Origin of the sequence: Paenibacillus sp. DRB1-1 (assembly GCF_052119485.1) — a bacterium.
GTDB lineage: Bacteria > Bacillota > Bacilli > Paenibacillales > Paenibacillaceae > Paenibacillus > Paenibacillus polymyxa_B.
On the sequence record NZ_JBODQH010000001.1, the window covers coordinates 5,208,870 to 5,224,029 of the forward strand.

The following is a 15,160-nucleotide window of genomic DNA, read 5'->3' on the forward strand; positions in this document are numbered from 1 at the left end:
TATAAAACGTATGTTTTTACTTCAATCTATCTAAATGATACGGTTTCTGCTAAACTAGGATTTAACGTTTTGCGGGGGTGAAGAAATTTGGATAAAGTTAGCTTGCAGGATGCATTACAACGAAGAATACTCCTTCTTGATGGGGCCATGGGCACCATGATTCAACAGGAAGACCTTTCCCCCGATGATTTTGGTGGGGAAGAGTTGGAGGGCTGTAATGAAATGCTGGTCTTAACGAGACCGGATGTCATTCAAGGGATTCATGAAGCATACTTGAAGGCCGGAGCAGACCTAATTGAAACGAATACATTTGGAGCAACATCCGTCGTTTTGGCGGATTACGATATACCCGAACGTGCCCGTGAAATTAATCTGGTGGCGGCCAAACTGGCGCGTAACGCGGTGGATAAATACAGCACTGCAGACAAGCCACGTTTTGTAGTAGGAGCTATGGGCCCAACCACGAAAACCTTGTCTGTCACAGGTGGGGTTACATTTGCTGAGCTGATTGAAAGCTATCAAGAGCAGGCCTTGGCGCTTATTGAAGGCGGGGTCGATGTACTGCTATTGGAGACCTCACAGGATACGCTTAACGTCAAAGCTGGAAGCATCGGAATTCGGCAAGCTTTTGAGCAGACAGGTATCGAGCTTCCGCTAATGATTTCAGGCACGATTGAGCCTATGGGAACGACGTTGGCCGGACAAAATATCGAATCCTTTTCCATATCACTGGAACACTTACATCCAATTTCGATTGGGTTGAATTGTGCTACAGGTCCAGAGTTTATGCGTGATCATATTCGCTCTCTGTCTGAAATGTCCTCTGCAGCTATTAGCTGTTATCCAAATGCGGGCTTGCCCGATGAAAATGGCCAATACCATGAATCGCCTGATTCATTAGCACGTAAAATGGCTGCTTTCGCTGAAAAAGGTTGGTTGAATATTGCTGGGGGATGTTGTGGTACCACGCCTGAGCATATTCGAGTTATGAGTGAAAGTATGGCGCAGTTTGAGCCGCGTCCGCTGGTAGGTCATCATCCTCCTGCCGTATCGGGCATTGAGCCTGTATATATTGAACAGGACAATCGTCCGTATATGGTTGGTGAGCGAACGAATGTTCTGGGCTCCCGCAAATTCAAGCGTTTGATCGTGGAAGGCAAATATGAAGAGGCATCTGAAATTGCCCGTGCTCAGGTAAAAAGCGGAGCGCATGTCATTGATATTTGTGTGCAGGACCCGGATCGCGATGAAATGACGGATATGGAAGCATTTTTGAAACTGGTTGTAAACAAGGTAAAGGTACCTTTAGTGATTGATACTACGGATATTAAAGTCATTGATAAAGCACTTCAATATTCGCAAGGCAAGGCAATAATTAACTCCATTAATTTGGAGGATGGTGAAGAGAAATTTGAGAAAATGGCTCCTCTTATTCATAAGTACGGCGCTGCTGTTGTTGTTGGAACAATTGATGAACGTGGACAGGCTATTTCACGTGAGGATAAGCTTGAGGTAGCTAAACGTTCTTATGATCTGTTGGTGAACCGTTACGGTTTGGCAGCGGAGGATCTAATTTTTGATACACTCGTATTTCCAGTAGGAACAGGTGATGAGCAATATATCGGTTCAGCTAAGGAAACCATTGAGGGCATTCGCATTATTAAAGAAGCGCTTCCCGGAGTGCATACCATCCTGGGCATCAGTAACGTATCTTTTGGTTTGCCGGAAGCGGGTCGTGAAGTGCTCAATTCCGTCTATTTATATGAATGCACCAAAGCAGGTCTGGACTATGCGATTGTAAACACTGAGAAGCTTGAACGTTATGCATCCATTCCAGAGCATGAGCGGAAACTTGCGGAAGACTTGATCTATAAAACAAATGACGATACTTTATCCGCTTTTGTAGCAGCTTTCCGTAACAAGAAAGTGGAGAAAAAAGAAAAGATATCAAACCTTTCGCTTGAAGAACGACTGGCTTCCTATGTAGTCGAGGGAAGTAAGGAGGGACTCATTCCGGATCTGGAGCAAGCGCTCGTGAAATATTCTTCGCTGGAGATTATTAACGGCCCGCTGATGAAGGGGATGGAGGAAGTAGGACGACTGTTTAACAATAACGAATTGATTGTTGCGGAGGTGCTGCAAAGCGCTGAAGTGATGAAGGCGTCCGTGGCTTATTTAGAGCCGTTCATGGAGAAGAATGAATCCTCAGTAAAAGGTAAGATTTTGTTGGCTACAGTCAAAGGTGATGTGCATGACATTGGTAAGAATCTGGTGGAGATTATTCTATCCAACAATGGTTACCATATCGTGAATCTGGGTATAAAAGTACCACCAGAACGCATTATTGAGGCTTACCGTGAAGAAAAGGCCGATATGATTGGCTTATCCGGACTGCTTGTTAAATCGGCACAACAAATGGTGCTGACCGCACAGGATTTGAAAAATGCGAATATTGATATTCCAATAATGGTTGGTGGAGCTGCTTTAACACGTAAGTTCACTAAAAATCGTATCCGTCCTGAGTATGATGGTCTGGTTGCCTATGCAAAAGATGCTATGGATGGTCTGGATATTGCCAACAAGCTAATGAATCCTGAGTCCCGCAAAAAAATGGCTGAGGACATGGAGGCTGAGCGGGAGGCTGAAGCGGCAATAGTCGTGGAAGCCAAGCCGCTCCCTAAGCTCACTCGGGCTGTGCGCTCTAACATTGCTCAGGATCTGCCCGTCTATATTCCACCAGATACGGATCGTCATGTACTGCGTAATTATCCATTGAATTATATTTTGCCTTACGTGAATATGCAGATGCTAATGGGGCATCATCTTGGTTTAAAAGGAAATGTTGAGCAGCTGCTGGCTTCGGAAGATCCGAAAGCGATTCAGTTGAAGGAAACCGTGGACAGCATCATGTTTGAAGCTGTGACAGACGGAATCATCCAGGCACATGCTATGTATCGTTTCTTTCCAGCTCAGTCCCAAGGAGACCAAATTCTGATCTATGATCCGTCGGATGTGAGCAAGGTACTGCACACATTTACATTCCCGCGTCAGCAGGTAGAGCCTTATCTATGTCTGGCTGATTTTTTGAAATCAGTGGAATCCGGGGTTATGGACTATGTAGGTTTCATGGTCGTTACAGCTGGTCATGGGATTCAGCAGATTTCTACCCGGTGGAAAGATAAAGGGGATTATCTGCGCTCGCATGCACTTCAAGCGGTAGCACTCGAAGTAGCAGAAGGGTTAGCGGAACGGCTTCACCATATTATCAGGGATAGCTGGGGGTTCCCAGACCCTGCCGATATGACAATGAAACAGCGACACGGTGCCAGATATCAAGGCATACGGGTATCCTTTGGCTATCCAGCATGTCCAGATCTGGAGGATCAGGGACCGTTGTTCCAGTTGTTAAAACCTGAGGATATTGGCGTTGAGCTGACGGAAGGGTTTATGATGGAACCGGAGGCTTCTGTATCAGCCATGGTGTTCAGCCACCCTCAGGCGCAGTATTTTAACGTCGAAAAGGTTTAACACCTTTATCAGATGGGATAGCAAATACCCTCCGAGCTTCGGAGGTTTTTTGCTGGTCAGCAGGAAGAAGGTTAATGTTATGGAATTTTATTTTCTCGGTACAAATGCAGGAGTGCCTACGATTCAGCGAAATGTAACGTCCATCGCTCTTCGTTTGCTGGAAGAACGAAGAAGCATGTGGCTGTTCGACTGCGGGGAAGGCACTCAACAAGAGGTATTGCGTTCGCCGCTCAAACTAAGCAGACTTGAAAAAATATTTATCACCCATTTGCATGGGGATCATCTTTTTGGTCTGCCGGGACTGCTGTCGAGCAGGGCGTATCAGGGGGGAACGACACCACTGACGGTATATGGACCGCCTGGAATCCAGCAATATATCGAGCTATCTTTGGGGATCAGCCAATCGCGTATCAATTACCAACTACATATTGTGGAGCATACGGGCGGGGTTCTGTTTGATGACGGTCAATTCCGGGTGGAGTCAGCTTTGCTGGATCATCGGATCGACAGCTATGGCTACCGAGTTATAGAGATGGATAAGCCCGGTAAGCTTAACCAAGAGCTGTTGGAGCGATATGGTATTAAGCCCGGCCCGGTGTACGGTAAGTTAAAGCGTGGGGAAAGCGTGGAGGTAGAAGGTGGAGTTATTTTGCATCCTCAGGATGTACTGGGTTCGCCGAAAAAAGGGCGTATCATCACGATTTTAGGGGATACGAGACCTTGTCCGAATACGGTAGTGCTGGCTCAAGATGCAACTGTTGTCGTGCATGAAGCCACTTTTCTGCATGAACTGGCAGATACAGCATACGAGTATCATCATAGTACGGCGCTTCAAGCAGCGGAAGCTGCAAAAGCCGCAGGTGCGGGTCAGCTAATCATGACGCATTTTAGTTCTAGGTATAAAGATCAGGAGCAGCTTCAGCCATTGCTGGAGGAAGCGCGAAGCATATTTCCCAATTCATTGCTTGCAGAGCAGCATGTGTTGTTACCGGTACCCGATATCGGTTAATAAACGATTGGAGAAGATATGTTCATGGGTGCCGGGGCTTGCCCCGGTGCCTTTGTTTTTCACCCAAATTATTTTCCGGGAAAGCGCAGGATGCGACAAGAGATGAGAACCCGTACAAGGTGGTGGGGATGAATTTGTTCTACCACATATAGAGGCGTGTCATATTCGAGTTTCTATATATCGAATTTAAAGGATTCTATTTCTTAAGCATGACCAGGAAATACAGGAGATTTCCTTTGAGGAAATAGCTCCTTCGATGGATTTCGACGAAGAAGTGAACTTATGTCATGTGAAAGCGACGGCTTTTAGCGAGGAATGGCGCCATTTTGGAGGGTTTACCAGCAATTCATGGACTTCATAAGCATTTTTGACTTAAGATAGATGAGATGAATGGAGACGGCCGATTATTTTATGACCTGAATAATTAAGGTGGTTAAATAAGAAGGAGAACATCGTTCATGGGATGAATTATAATTTTCAATGCTATGATGTGAATGGATTTGAAGTGGGGGAGGGGATTGCGATAAAATCGTTACTAATTGATCTGGATGGAACACTTTATCATGGAAATCGGATGATCAAGGGTGCGGATCTGTTCATATCCCGATTGCGTACAGACCAGATACCTTATGCTTATGTTACAAACAATGCTTCACGTACACCCGAATCGGTGGCTGAGCATTTGGTTGGTATGGGAATTGAAGCGGCCAGCCATGAAGTATATACTTCGGCGTTAGCAGCTGCACAATATGTTGCACAGCAAAGTCCTGGAGCTCGTGTATATTGTATTGGTGAAACAGGATTACGCGATGCACTCACAGGAGCCGGTTTGCAGCTTGTTGAGAACCATCCTGATTATGTGGTGCAGGGGATAGATCGTCAATTTACATATGATGCGCTGGCCGCTGCCATGCGTTGGATTCGGGAAGGAGCAACTTTTATTTTGACAAACCCGGATCTCCAATTGCCTTCACATGATGGGCTAACGCCAGGTGCAGGTACGATTGGAGCTGCAATTGAAGCGGCTTCACAGGTAAAGCCTATTGTCATCGGCAAGCCTTCAAGCGTATTGATGAACTATGCGCTGAACCGCTTAAACATTAGGGCGGATGAAGCTCTGGTTGTGGGCGATAATATGCTTACAGATATTGCGGCAGGTGCAGCAGCAGGTTGTAAAACAGCTCTGATCCTGTCGGGCGTGACGACCCGCGCTAATATGGACGAACATGTGCGTACCGTTGGAGTGAAACCTGACCTGATGTTTGAAAATCTCGCTGAACTGCAGGACTGGATGAAAGAAGAGCTGAAATAATAGAAAGTATATGTCTTACAAAACTTGCGAGAATTAAAAGCTATGTAGCTACGAAAGGAAAGATGTTGATATGCCGGAACTTCCTGAAATGGAAAACTACAGAATCATATTATCAAAACAAATTTTGGACATTCCGATTACTGGAGTGACGGTTAGCCGTGAAAAGTCCATTAATACTGAAGTGGAAACATTTGAGAAGCAATTGCTGGGAACGACTGTTGTATATTTAGAACGTCGAGGCAAGCATTTGATTTTTCATTTAAACACGGGCGGGCGGCTCGTACTTCATCTGATGTTGGGAGGGCTGTTATTTCTGGGAACGGAGGAGCAGCGTCCAGATCGTACAGTACAGATCGAATTAGATTTTAGTGGAGTAAAGCTTTATTTTATCGGACTGCGCTTAGGTTATCTGCACTTGCTAACGGCTAAAGAAACAGAAGAAGCTTTGTCAGACCTGGGACCTGATCCGTTAGACCGACGCATGACGTTGGAAAAGTTTACAGCGCGGCTGAAGGGACGCCGGGGGATTTTGAAAACAACGCTGGTGAATCAGCAGATTTTCTCGGGTATTGGCAATTGTTATTCGGACGAAATTGCTTATATCGCCGGATTTACACCGGGTTCCAAAGTACAAAACATTGTGCAGTCGCTAGAAAAAGTGGAAAAGCTATATCATGCCACTCAATCCGTACTACGTGAAGCTACTGCGGAAGGCGGGTACATGGAAATGCCTCTAATGGAGGGGGACACGCTAACAGGTGGATTTGATCATCAGTGTCGAGTATATGACCGCGAAGGAGAAGAATCTCCAAGTGGCGGAAAAATTGTAAGGGTTGAACTGGCGGGGAAAAAAGCATTTTATTGCCCGGTACAGCAGCATGATGCCTAAATTGCTCATTGGCTCCCATGTGAGTACGCGTGGTGGCTTTTCCAAAGCCGCTATGCGTGCGCGAGAGCAGGGGGGACGTTCATTTCAATATTTTCCGAAAAATCCTCGTAGTCTTAGGCTGAAGGAATGGAGTGCTACTGATGCTGCTGCTTGCAACGCTTACTGTTTAGAGCACCAGCTTCAATCCATTGCTCATTCACCATATCCCGTTAACCCGGCTCATGGGTCCGAGCGTGGTCAGGAACTTTATGAGTTGACGATTGCTTCATTACGCAATGATCTGGATATTGCTGAAGCCTGTGGGTCAAAAGGGATCGTCGTTCATTTTGGGCATATGCATTCGTCGGACCCACTAGAGGGCTATCGTAACATTATTAACTGTTTTAATGATGTGCTGGAAGGCTGGCAAGGAAAAGCTAAAATATTGATTGAAAATCAGGCGGGGGATCACGGGCCTATGGGAACCACGCTTGAGGAAATGGTGCAAATCCGTCAGTTGTGCCAGAATCCTGACAGTATCGGCTTTTGCTTGGACACTTGTCATGCGTATGCAGCGGGATTATGGAACGGTGGAATGGACGAGGCTTTGATCGAAAAAGGAGATCGTCTCGGCTATTGGTCAGCTCTGTGCGGAGTTCATTTGAACGATTCTAAATACCCATATGGCTCTAAAAAAGACAGACACGCCCGTGTGGGTCAAGGCTACATTGGTACTGAGGGTATGCGTTGGATGACAAATCAGGAGGCTGTAAGAGGTATTCCTATCGTTTTGGAGAGTGAGACGGGACCTGATGGGACACATCAGGAGGATATTCAAATGATTCTAAGCTGGGAGTAAATCGGTCTGATTGATAATAACTATCTTTGAGGCTTGTGAGCTTGCATTTATGGGAAAAAGGAGGAGAAGTTGATGTATTTGTTTATGGACGATTATCGGCCTTGTCCTCCGGGCTTTAAGCTGGCAAGAAATGCGGATGAGTGTCTGCTGCTACTTCATGAATACCCTATTTCAATACTATCGCTAGACTATGATTTGGGTCCAGGTCAGCCTACGGGAAAGGATGTGGCTGCTGCTATCGCAGGGAAACGGTTATATCCACGTGAAATTTACTTGCATTCCTCCAGTCCAGAGGGGCGGCGAGCCATGTACGAGCTACTCTATGCGAATAAGCCAGAGGGAGTCACCGTGCATAATGGGCCCATACCCGAGGAGCGTATGCGAGAGATCAGAAATGGGTCTGAACGATGAAAGAGATCGGACAAAAAGAGGTGCGCCGTGCCATATGGGAGGGATGCAAGCTGGCTTTGTTTGTGTACACTCCCATGTGCGGAACATGCGCGGCTGCCCGTAAAATGCTGGAGGTAGCAGAGCATTTGCTTCCTGAAGAAGCAGTGGTGCAGAGCAACATTAATTATATTCCTGAACTGGTACAGGAGTACCGGATATCCAGTGTTCCCGCGCTTCTTATATATAATGGTGAAAACAAAAATCCTGAAATCATCTACAAAATGGAATCTGTAGAACACTTGCTGAGCAAAATAAGGAGCGTGATGGAATGATATCCATGAAGAGCATTACGTTGCAACGGGAAGAAAGACGGATTTTGGACGATGTAAGCCTGGACATACGAGAAGGTGAACATTGGGCTATTCTGGGTCGCAATGGTTCCGGTAAAACAACATTGCTGGAAATGATGACAGGATATATGTTTCCAAGTCGTGGTACGGTTGAAGTGCTTGGGCAAATGTATGGTCAATGTGATGTGCGGGAAGTTCGCAAACAAATCGGATATATCAGCCAGACTTTGTTGGAAAAGCTGGCGCTAAAAGATCCCGTTTGGGAAGTGGTCGCTACAGGTGCGTATGCTTTTTTGCGCTTTTATCAGGAAATTCCGACTGAGGCAAAAGAAAAGGCCATATCTTTGCTGGAGGGTATGAATTTAGGCGACTTGATTCATCACCCACTGGGGACGTTATCTCAAGGAGAACGTAAAAAGGTGATGCTGGCCCGCTCACTGATGGTAGAACCTCGTCTGTTAATTATGGACGAGCCTTGTGCTGGTTTGGATCTATTTGAGCGGGAAAAAATGCTGGTCGAGATTGATCGGCTCCGCAAGCGGGATTTATCAGTGGTCTATGTGACTCATCACATTGAGGAGATTGTTCCCCTCTTTACGCATGTTGCATTGATTCGTGATGGTAAGGTCGCGGCAGCTGGACCGAAAAAAGAAGTTTTAACGAAAGAATTGATTATGCACACATATGAAGTTCCGGTTGAGCTGGATTGGGATGGAGAACGCCCCTGGATTCGGGTGTGCACTGGAGGGTAATGTTATTTTGGAGGAACTATATATGAGTACAGATGAACAAAGTGAATCTACTTTGTCATCATCAAGATTTGTTTGTACAGCCAATCACGGTTTTGCACCCTATGCTCAAGAGGAGCTTAGAAGAATATTTGGCTCTGTTAAAAGCACGATGCTTTTACCTGGTGAAATTTTTCTGGCTACATTACCAGCGGAAGAAATTGAGGCAGTGAGGACAATTACAAGTCTGCCGCCAATGTTTTTACGTCACTTGTTTCCTGTTCATTTTCAGGAAGAAGGAACGGACCTGGTTCAGGTGCAGGAGCGTCTGGTTGCATTCATCCGTAACCGCAAGGAACTGATTGATCAACGTGTTTCTTTACAAGTGCGCAAAGGATCTAATAGCAGTTGGACTGAAAGCGCAGGTGCGCTCAAGCAGGCATTGAGTGAACAATTAAGTGATCTACCTATGGAGCAGACAGTACAAGGCGCCGATGTTATTGTGTCCGTTTTTGCAGATACAGATACGTGGTATGCAGGTGTATCGCGTCCTGAGGACAATCTATCGGATTGGAGCGGAGGCGCGGTTCGTTTTCAAAAAGAAGATGGACAAATTTCTCGTGCCAAATTCAAGCTATTGGAAGCAGAAGCAACGTTCGGCATAGATTTTGGCGCTTTCCATCAGGGACTGGATATTGGGGCAGCACCGGGTGGATGGACTTCCTTCTTACTGGAACGGGGATTGAAAGTTACAGCGGTTGATCCGGCAAAGATGGAGCCATCACTGATGAAGTACGCCAATCTGACTTTTTTGCGTAAAAATGCAAGTGAAGTCAAATTTAAAGAGAATTCGTTCGATCTGCTGGTTTGTGATATGAGCTGGAGTCCTAAGCAAATGGCAAGGCTCGTTACTGATTTACTATATAGTTTGCGAAGTGGTGGTACTGCTATCGTTACGGTCAAGCTAATGCATAAAAAGCCCTTGGCGCTCATTCATGATGTAATTGCTTCATTTGAGGAGTCCGGCATGCAGATTCAGCGAGCTAAGCAGTTATTCCATAACCGAGATGAGATCACCCTGTACATGATCAAGTATGGAAAATAATACTTTACAATGGATACAGGTGTGCTATATAATAAATCCAAATTGTTCCTTAAAAAATAATAATCACGTTTAAATCAAGGGAAAGCATCCCGCGAAAACGATTTTCATGGCGACATGGAAATTTGATTTTGCGGTAGCTTTCCCTTTTTTGCGTTGTCTGCTTAAGAAAGGAGGTAGGAGAAAATGAAGCAACCAACACAGTTGGAATTCGGATCAATTGTCGGTGAGCGTTACCGCATTGTTCGCACATTGGGTTCGGGAGGAATGAGCCGCGTGTTCATGGCAGAGGATTTAAAACTGCCAGGCAAGCAATGGGCGGTGAAGGAATCGGTTGCCGGGCCCCAAGTGATGAAGCTTGTACGCACGGAGGCAGAGATGCTGATTTCGCTAAGTCATCCACGTTTACCGAGAATTGTTGATTATTTTGAGCATCCCCCATCTGGTGCGGTATACCTGGTCATGGATTACATCGAAGGAATTACGCTGGAAGCATACATGAAGGGCTATCAAGGCTATATTCCACAGGAGCAAATCGTCCCATTCGCTTTGCAGGTACTGGATGTGTTGGATTATTTGCATACCCGTCAACCGCCAGTCATTTACCGGGATCTGAAACCGACGAATATTATGCTGACACCGGAAATGGAATTTATACTGATTGATTTTGGAATAGCGAGGAGCTATAAGGCTGAACTGGATCAAGATACGGTAAAGCTGGGCACAGTGGGCTTCGCTGCCCCGGAGCAATATGGAGCAGGTCAGACGGATGCTCGTTCAGACTTATACAGTTTGGGAGCGCTGCTATTGTATCTATGTACAGGAGGCAAATATAGCGAGTGGACTGCGGGAGTAGAAGGATATATTCGCGGAGAATTGCCCCGCCATTTGATCCCGGTAATTCGAAAACTGCTGCGTCAGCATCCTGAGGAACGATTTCAATCTGCCGGGGAGGTCATTGGAGAACTGCGGCGCAGTGCTGATTTTCAGCCTGCTCTACAAGGAATATCCGTTAATGATGCCTCAATGGATTATGCAGGTACAAGGGTAGTGGCTGTACTGGGTGTATCTGCTGGCTCCGGTGCTACTCATACAGCAATTGCGGTGAGCCACTATCTGGCTCGAAGGTCCCGCTCCGTAGCTTTGGTTGAGCTACACTGCACAGCCAAAGCATTTGCTCGACTTCAAGAAGTCGTAGAAGGCACATCCGTTGGACAATCGAGTTCAAGTCGGCGTTTTGAAGTTGATGGAGTACATTACTGGCGACAAACATCTCGTGCGGATGTCATTTCTTTGTTGGGTGGTTCCTACAAATTTATCGTACTGGATCTGGGGAGTGGGCAGGACAATGAACGACTGGAAGAATTCTTGAGAGCTGATTATCCGCTTGTCGTTGGTTCAGGGGCCGAATGGAGAGTTCAGGATATAGCAGGGCTAGCCCGATCTCTTCAGCGCCACCCACAGTACAAATGGAATTACTGCTTGCCATTGGCAACCTCGGAGGCGGTCCGCAGGCTTCGTAAGGAGCTGGATCACGATAAAGTATTTGCTCTACCGTTTCACTCAGATCCCTTCGAACGGGATGATGAGATGGATCAGGTACTGGACGAGCTGTTTCGCGGAGTCATTCCAGATACCCGGATAAGACGCTTTGCATTCCTTAAGCGACGGCGCTAAATAGAAGGTATATATCAAAAAGAGGCAGGGGAGAAGTTGTGTGTCCAAGCTAAGAAAAAGCAGTAAACAAAAACTATACGCCGGATGCATTGGCGCTGGGATTGTTGGCATTATCTTTGTCGGCTACCTTATGGTTAATATCCATCAAATGAATGAGGTCAGGAAACAGGCTGAGGTAGAGGCAGAACTGAAATGGAAAGTGTATGAACAGGAGCAACGAACCGCGAAAAAAGGCTGGGTGGTTGTCCGTGACATTTCTCCAGGTGAACAGATTGCATCTAATGATTTGAAGGGAATTAAAGTTCCCGGTTCTCAGGCTCCATCAAATTTGCTGGCAAATAAAAGTGAAGTTTCCGGAACCATAGCCAAGATTGAGCTTAAAAAAGGATCTGTACTTACATCGGCTATGATTACTGCTGATGAACCTACACCTAAAGATTTACGCAACCGTGAGCTGAAGGTGGTGGTACTACCCAACAGCCTGAAGTCGGGGGACGAAGTGGATATCCGCATTCAATTTCCAACAGGTCAGGATTACATTCTATTATCCAAAAAGAAGATTTCCCGACTGGAAGGTCCGATTGTCTGGGTCACTTTGAATGAGCAGGAAATTTTATCGCTTTCGAGCGCGATTGTTGATGCCTTTCTGCATAAAGCATCCATTTATGCTCTGACATATGTCGATCCCCAATTTCAGCCCAAGGCAATCCCGACCTATCCGCCTAATGCGCAGGTGTTAGCGTTAATGAATAGTGATCCGAATTTGATACACGTTGCTGAACAAAAGCTGTCCAAGCAGCTGCGGGATTCGCTTGAAAATGCAATTAATTCATCAAACAGTGTGATTTCAACACCCGTGGAAAGGAGTCTGAGTGAGGAAATTGCAGCTCAGCATGCGGGTGCTACTATAGAAAACCCAGCAAGCGGAATTGATGATACAAGAAATGAATATGAGAACGAGCAGGATCATCAAGAACAAACAAAGATTCTGACGCATGACGGAAGCTCTGATCCGTATGCCAAATAAATGAGAGAAAAGGAACGGAAGTATGAAAACATGGATATTTGCCGGGCTTTGTGACAAAAGCGATACCTTGTTATACATCAGCAGCATATTAGCAGCTTCCGGCCAACAGGTACTGCTTGTGGATGCTACGTTGCGGGGACGGTATCGGTATAGCATAGGGATGCTTGACAAACCACTTCCCATTACGCAGTTTAGTGGTTTTGATGTAGCAATTGGATTTACAGCATGGGAAGACCTGCATATAGGTATGACGGCTGATCAGAAGGCAGAGCAGGTTTATGACATTGTTATTTTGGATGTAGAGTTACCTGATTTTTGCCCAATTTCTGTTTGGAAAAGGGCAGAACTGCGAGTTCGGGTCAGTGATTATAGCCGCATGCTAATGCATAACGGACAGAATTGGCTTGAGCATTTATTCAGTCAACCTGAATTTCCTAAAGATCTTGTATTTCACAAGCTATTTTTACAGGCTGTGGATTGTGGTGTGGAGGAGCCATACCTGTGGGAATACATGAACCATTTCCCAGCTTCTTGGCAGCAAGAGCCATATGTACTGCCATGGGATGAGGGGCTGCTTGCTCTGAAACTGGAAAATGAGCATAAAAAACAGCTACTACTAAAACCGCTATCCAGAATGTATAAGAAACAATTATGCCTTTGTATTGGGGAATGGATGAGTTGGGAATTAAAAGTGAGTCGTCGTGCGCTAAAGCGTGCGGAAAGGAGTAGAGCATGAGTACCATTTTGTTTTGGAGCCCCATTAAGGGGGCTAGTGGAAGCAGCTCTTTGGCGGCAGCAATAGCAATTACCATAGGCAATCTATATCGAGGAAGACTATTATTGACTCATTTGGGTCGTAAATATACCGGTATTGAATCAGGATTACCTATACAAGAGTATGGTATGGACGATCCAACCCTACAGCTTCAGGAAGGAGGCTGGGATGCTGCCGCACGTTTAGTTCTGCGAGGGACACTTTCTAAAGAAAATATTCGTAATTATACGACGCCTGTACTCGAACATACTTTGGATGTACTTGAGGGAACCTCCAGCTTTGGAGCTGCACCGCCGTTACTATCTCCAGGGCTTGTAAGGGCTGTAATGGATACAGCGAATCAATATTATGATTTAACGCTGATTGATGCAGGAAGTGGAGCAGGGTGGGGGGCTGTACAGCATGAAGCATGTGCACGAGCCAAACTGGCCGTTCTTTCACTCACTCAGAATATGCGAGAGTTAGACGCTTATTTTGAATCTGTGTCTCCGTTATCTACCTATTCATCGTTACCCTTATTGATAGTACTTGGGAAATATGATGTGCATTCTCAAGTGAATGAAACGAATATTCGCAGGAGATATGGCTACAAAGGTGCTTTGTATACAGTCCCTTATAGCACCGGATTTATGGACGCATGGAACCGCAGGGATGTGATCGGCCATGTGCAGCGTGAGGTGCGAAGTGGAAAAGAGCAGCACCGCAAGCTTTTTATGCCCGTGGGATGGGCACAGAGTATACGGCATATCAGCAAAGCTATTCTGGAGGCGGCAGAGTCCGATCTTCGGCTCAAGGCTTTGGAGAGGGGCGCTTAAATGCTGTCCGCTCAAATGATCAACGGATTGATTCTTACCTGTATAGTACTGATGTGCATCGTACTGATTATTGTTAAACACCGAGGGAATCTTCGCTCGCGACATTCAACCCTTCGGGTAGAAAAAAAGAACGAAGATGCCACATTCGAAACATTAATAGAGTATATCAAAAATGCACTTCATGAACTAAGTCATAGCCAAATGGCGGATGCCGGATTGCATGAAGAGGAATATAGACGGCGTATCCATCAAAGGGCGGAACTACGCAGGGCGTTAAAGGACTGTGCCAATGGCAGCATTGGTGATAAACGTTTTGTTAAAAATCTGATGGCTGAGCTTCTGATTAACGGTTACGGCTTAAACGAGAAAATCGTCGATACTGTTATGCCATTCTCCAGACCTGAGTTGTTTAGCATACAGGATCAATTCGAAATTATATTTTACCAATACCAGCAGAAGTTTGGCGCTGATGCACTATCACGTTTACTGGATACTTATGACTTGGCCGAAATGAGGTACTCACAACAAGGTGAAGAAGATGGAAGTTATCTCGTTACCGCAGTGGATATTCGTTATATCTATGACTGTGAGTACCGCCCTCTTTCCTTTTTGGAGAAAGTGGATATTATTGTCCAGCGGATTTATCAGCATTATAAAGGTTATACGTTGAAAATCCCTTATACCGTAAGGGATACAAGGGATGAGATTCATTGAAATCAC

At 45.7% G+C, this 15,160-nt stretch carries 14 protein-coding genes; all 14 read left to right on the forward strand.

From position 1 onward, the window contains the following. Nucleotides 1–87: 87 nt before the first annotated feature. The 14 genes from metH to ACQW03_RS23425 all read left to right on the forward strand — a co-directional run bounded on the left by metH (nucleotide 88) and on the right by ACQW03_RS23425 (nucleotide 15,154). Nucleotides 88–3,528 carry a methionine synthase gene (metH, locus tag ACQW03_RS23360; protein WP_071641151.1) on the forward strand — a complete coding sequence of 1,147 codons (3,441 nt, stop codon included), beginning with the start codon at nucleotides 88–90 and terminating at the stop codon, nucleotides 3,526–3,528. Nucleotides 3,529–3,607: 79 nt separating this feature from the next. Further along, the gene (gene rnz / locus ACQW03_RS23365; protein ID WP_071641149.1) at nucleotides 3,608–4,537 is read left to right on the forward strand and encodes a ribonuclease Z; all 930 of its coding nucleotides are present in this window, start codon (nucleotides 3,608–3,610) and stop codon (nucleotides 4,535–4,537) included. Between the two features lie 463 nt (nucleotides 4,538–5,000). Beyond that, nucleotides 5,001–5,849, forward strand: a complete 849-nt coding sequence (locus ACQW03_RS23370) for a TIGR01457 family HAD-type hydrolase (protein WP_081384262.1) — start codon at nucleotides 5,001–5,003, stop codon at nucleotides 5,847–5,849. Nucleotides 5,850–5,919: 70 nt separating this feature from the next. Next, nucleotides 5,920–6,738, forward strand: a complete 819-nt coding sequence (locus tag ACQW03_RS23375) for an Fpg/Nei family DNA glycosylase (protein WP_441951965.1) — start codon at nucleotides 5,920–5,922, stop codon at nucleotides 6,736–6,738. After that, complete coding sequence (locus tag ACQW03_RS23380) at nucleotides 6,728–7,576, forward strand: deoxyribonuclease IV (RefSeq protein ID WP_199767848.1); 849 nt, start codon at nucleotides 6,728–6,730, stop codon at nucleotides 7,574–7,576. Before ACQW03_RS23375 ends, ACQW03_RS23380 begins: the two co-directional genes overlap by 11 nt. Nucleotides 7,577–7,648: 72 nt before the next feature. Continuing rightward, the gene (locus tag ACQW03_RS23385; protein WP_441951967.1) at nucleotides 7,649–7,987 is read left to right on the forward strand and encodes a cyclic-phosphate processing receiver domain-containing protein; all 339 of its coding nucleotides are present in this window, start codon (nucleotides 7,649–7,651) and stop codon (nucleotides 7,985–7,987) included. After that, nucleotides 7,984–8,298, forward strand: a complete 315-nt coding sequence (locus ACQW03_RS23390; protein ID WP_076264869.1) for a thioredoxin family protein — start codon at nucleotides 7,984–7,986, stop codon at nucleotides 8,296–8,298. Before ACQW03_RS23385 ends, ACQW03_RS23390 begins: the two co-directional genes overlap by 4 nt. Beyond that, complete coding sequence (locus ACQW03_RS23395; protein ID WP_441951969.1) at nucleotides 8,295–9,068, forward strand: ABC transporter ATP-binding protein; 774 nt, start codon at nucleotides 8,295–8,297, stop codon at nucleotides 9,066–9,068. The genes ACQW03_RS23390 and ACQW03_RS23395 overlap by 4 nt, the downstream gene beginning before the upstream one ends. Nucleotides 9,069–9,090: 22 nt before the next feature. Beyond that, nucleotides 9,091–10,149 (forward strand): SAM-dependent methyltransferase, encoded by a 1,059-nt coding sequence (locus tag ACQW03_RS23400; RefSeq protein ID WP_441951971.1) that lies wholly within the window; start codon nucleotides 9,091–9,093, stop codon nucleotides 10,147–10,149. 183 nt (nucleotides 10,150–10,332) lie between these two features. Further along, nucleotides 10,333–11,823 carry a protein kinase domain-containing protein gene (locus ACQW03_RS23405; protein WP_441951973.1) on the forward strand — a complete coding sequence of 497 codons (1,491 nt, stop codon included), beginning with the start codon at nucleotides 10,333–10,335 and terminating at the stop codon, nucleotides 11,821–11,823. Nucleotides 11,824–11,863: 40 nt separating this feature from the next. Beyond that, nucleotides 11,864–12,850 (forward strand): SAF domain-containing protein, encoded by a 987-nt coding sequence (locus ACQW03_RS23410; protein WP_071641133.1) that lies wholly within the window; start codon nucleotides 11,864–11,866, stop codon nucleotides 12,848–12,850. A 22-nt stretch (nucleotides 12,851–12,872) separates the two neighbouring features. Next, complete coding sequence (locus ACQW03_RS23415; protein WP_441951976.1) at nucleotides 12,873–13,586, forward strand: hypothetical protein; 714 nt, start codon at nucleotides 12,873–12,875, stop codon at nucleotides 13,584–13,586. Beyond that, complete coding sequence (locus tag ACQW03_RS23420) at nucleotides 13,583–14,440, forward strand: hypothetical protein (protein ID WP_104496984.1); 858 nt, start codon at nucleotides 13,583–13,585, stop codon at nucleotides 14,438–14,440. Before ACQW03_RS23415 ends, ACQW03_RS23420 begins: the two co-directional genes overlap by 4 nt. Next, nucleotides 14,441–15,154 carry a hypothetical protein gene (locus tag ACQW03_RS23425; protein WP_441951978.1) on the forward strand — a complete coding sequence of 238 codons (714 nt, stop codon included), beginning with the start codon at nucleotides 14,441–14,443 and terminating at the stop codon, nucleotides 15,152–15,154. It begins immediately after the preceding gene. The last annotated feature ends 6 nt before the right edge of the window (nucleotides 15,155–15,160 follow it).

Excerpts from the sequence above, each read along its gene's own strand:
- rnz (WP_071641149.1), top strand. The coding sequence starts at position 3,608 with ATGGAATTTTATTTTCTCGGTACAAATGCAGGAGTGCCTACGATTCAG.
- ACQW03_RS23385 (WP_441951967.1), top strand. The coding sequence starts at position 7,649 with ATGTATTTGTTTATGGACGATTATCGGCCTTGTCCTCCGGGCTTTAAG.
- ACQW03_RS23380 (WP_199767848.1), top strand. The coding sequence starts at position 6,728 with ATGATGCCTAAATTGCTCATTGGCTCCCATGTGAGTACGCGTGGTGGC.
- ACQW03_RS23420 (WP_104496984.1), top strand. The coding sequence starts at position 13,583 with ATGAGTACCATTTTGTTTTGGAGCCCCATTAAGGGGGCTAGTGGAAGC.
- ACQW03_RS23400 (WP_441951971.1), top strand. The coding sequence starts at position 9,091 with ATGAGTACAGATGAACAAAGTGAATCTACTTTGTCATCATCAAGATTT.
- ACQW03_RS23370 (WP_081384262.1), top strand. The coding sequence starts at position 5,001 with ATGAATTATAATTTTCAATGCTATGATGTGAATGGATTTGAAGTGGGG.
- ACQW03_RS23375 (WP_441951965.1), top strand. The coding sequence starts at position 5,920 with ATGCCGGAACTTCCTGAAATGGAAAACTACAGAATCATATTATCAAAA.
- ACQW03_RS23425 (WP_441951978.1), top strand. The coding sequence starts at position 14,441 with ATGCTGTCCGCTCAAATGATCAACGGATTGATTCTTACCTGTATAGTA.
- ACQW03_RS23405 (WP_441951973.1), top strand. The coding sequence starts at position 10,333 with ATGAAGCAACCAACACAGTTGGAATTCGGATCAATTGTCGGTGAGCGT.
- ACQW03_RS23395 (WP_441951969.1), top strand. The coding sequence starts at position 8,295 with ATGATATCCATGAAGAGCATTACGTTGCAACGGGAAGAAAGACGGATT.
- ACQW03_RS23415 (WP_441951976.1), top strand. The coding sequence starts at position 12,873 with ATGAAAACATGGATATTTGCCGGGCTTTGTGACAAAAGCGATACCTTG.
- ACQW03_RS23390 (WP_076264869.1), top strand. The coding sequence starts at position 7,984 with ATGAAAGAGATCGGACAAAAAGAGGTGCGCCGTGCCATATGGGAGGGA.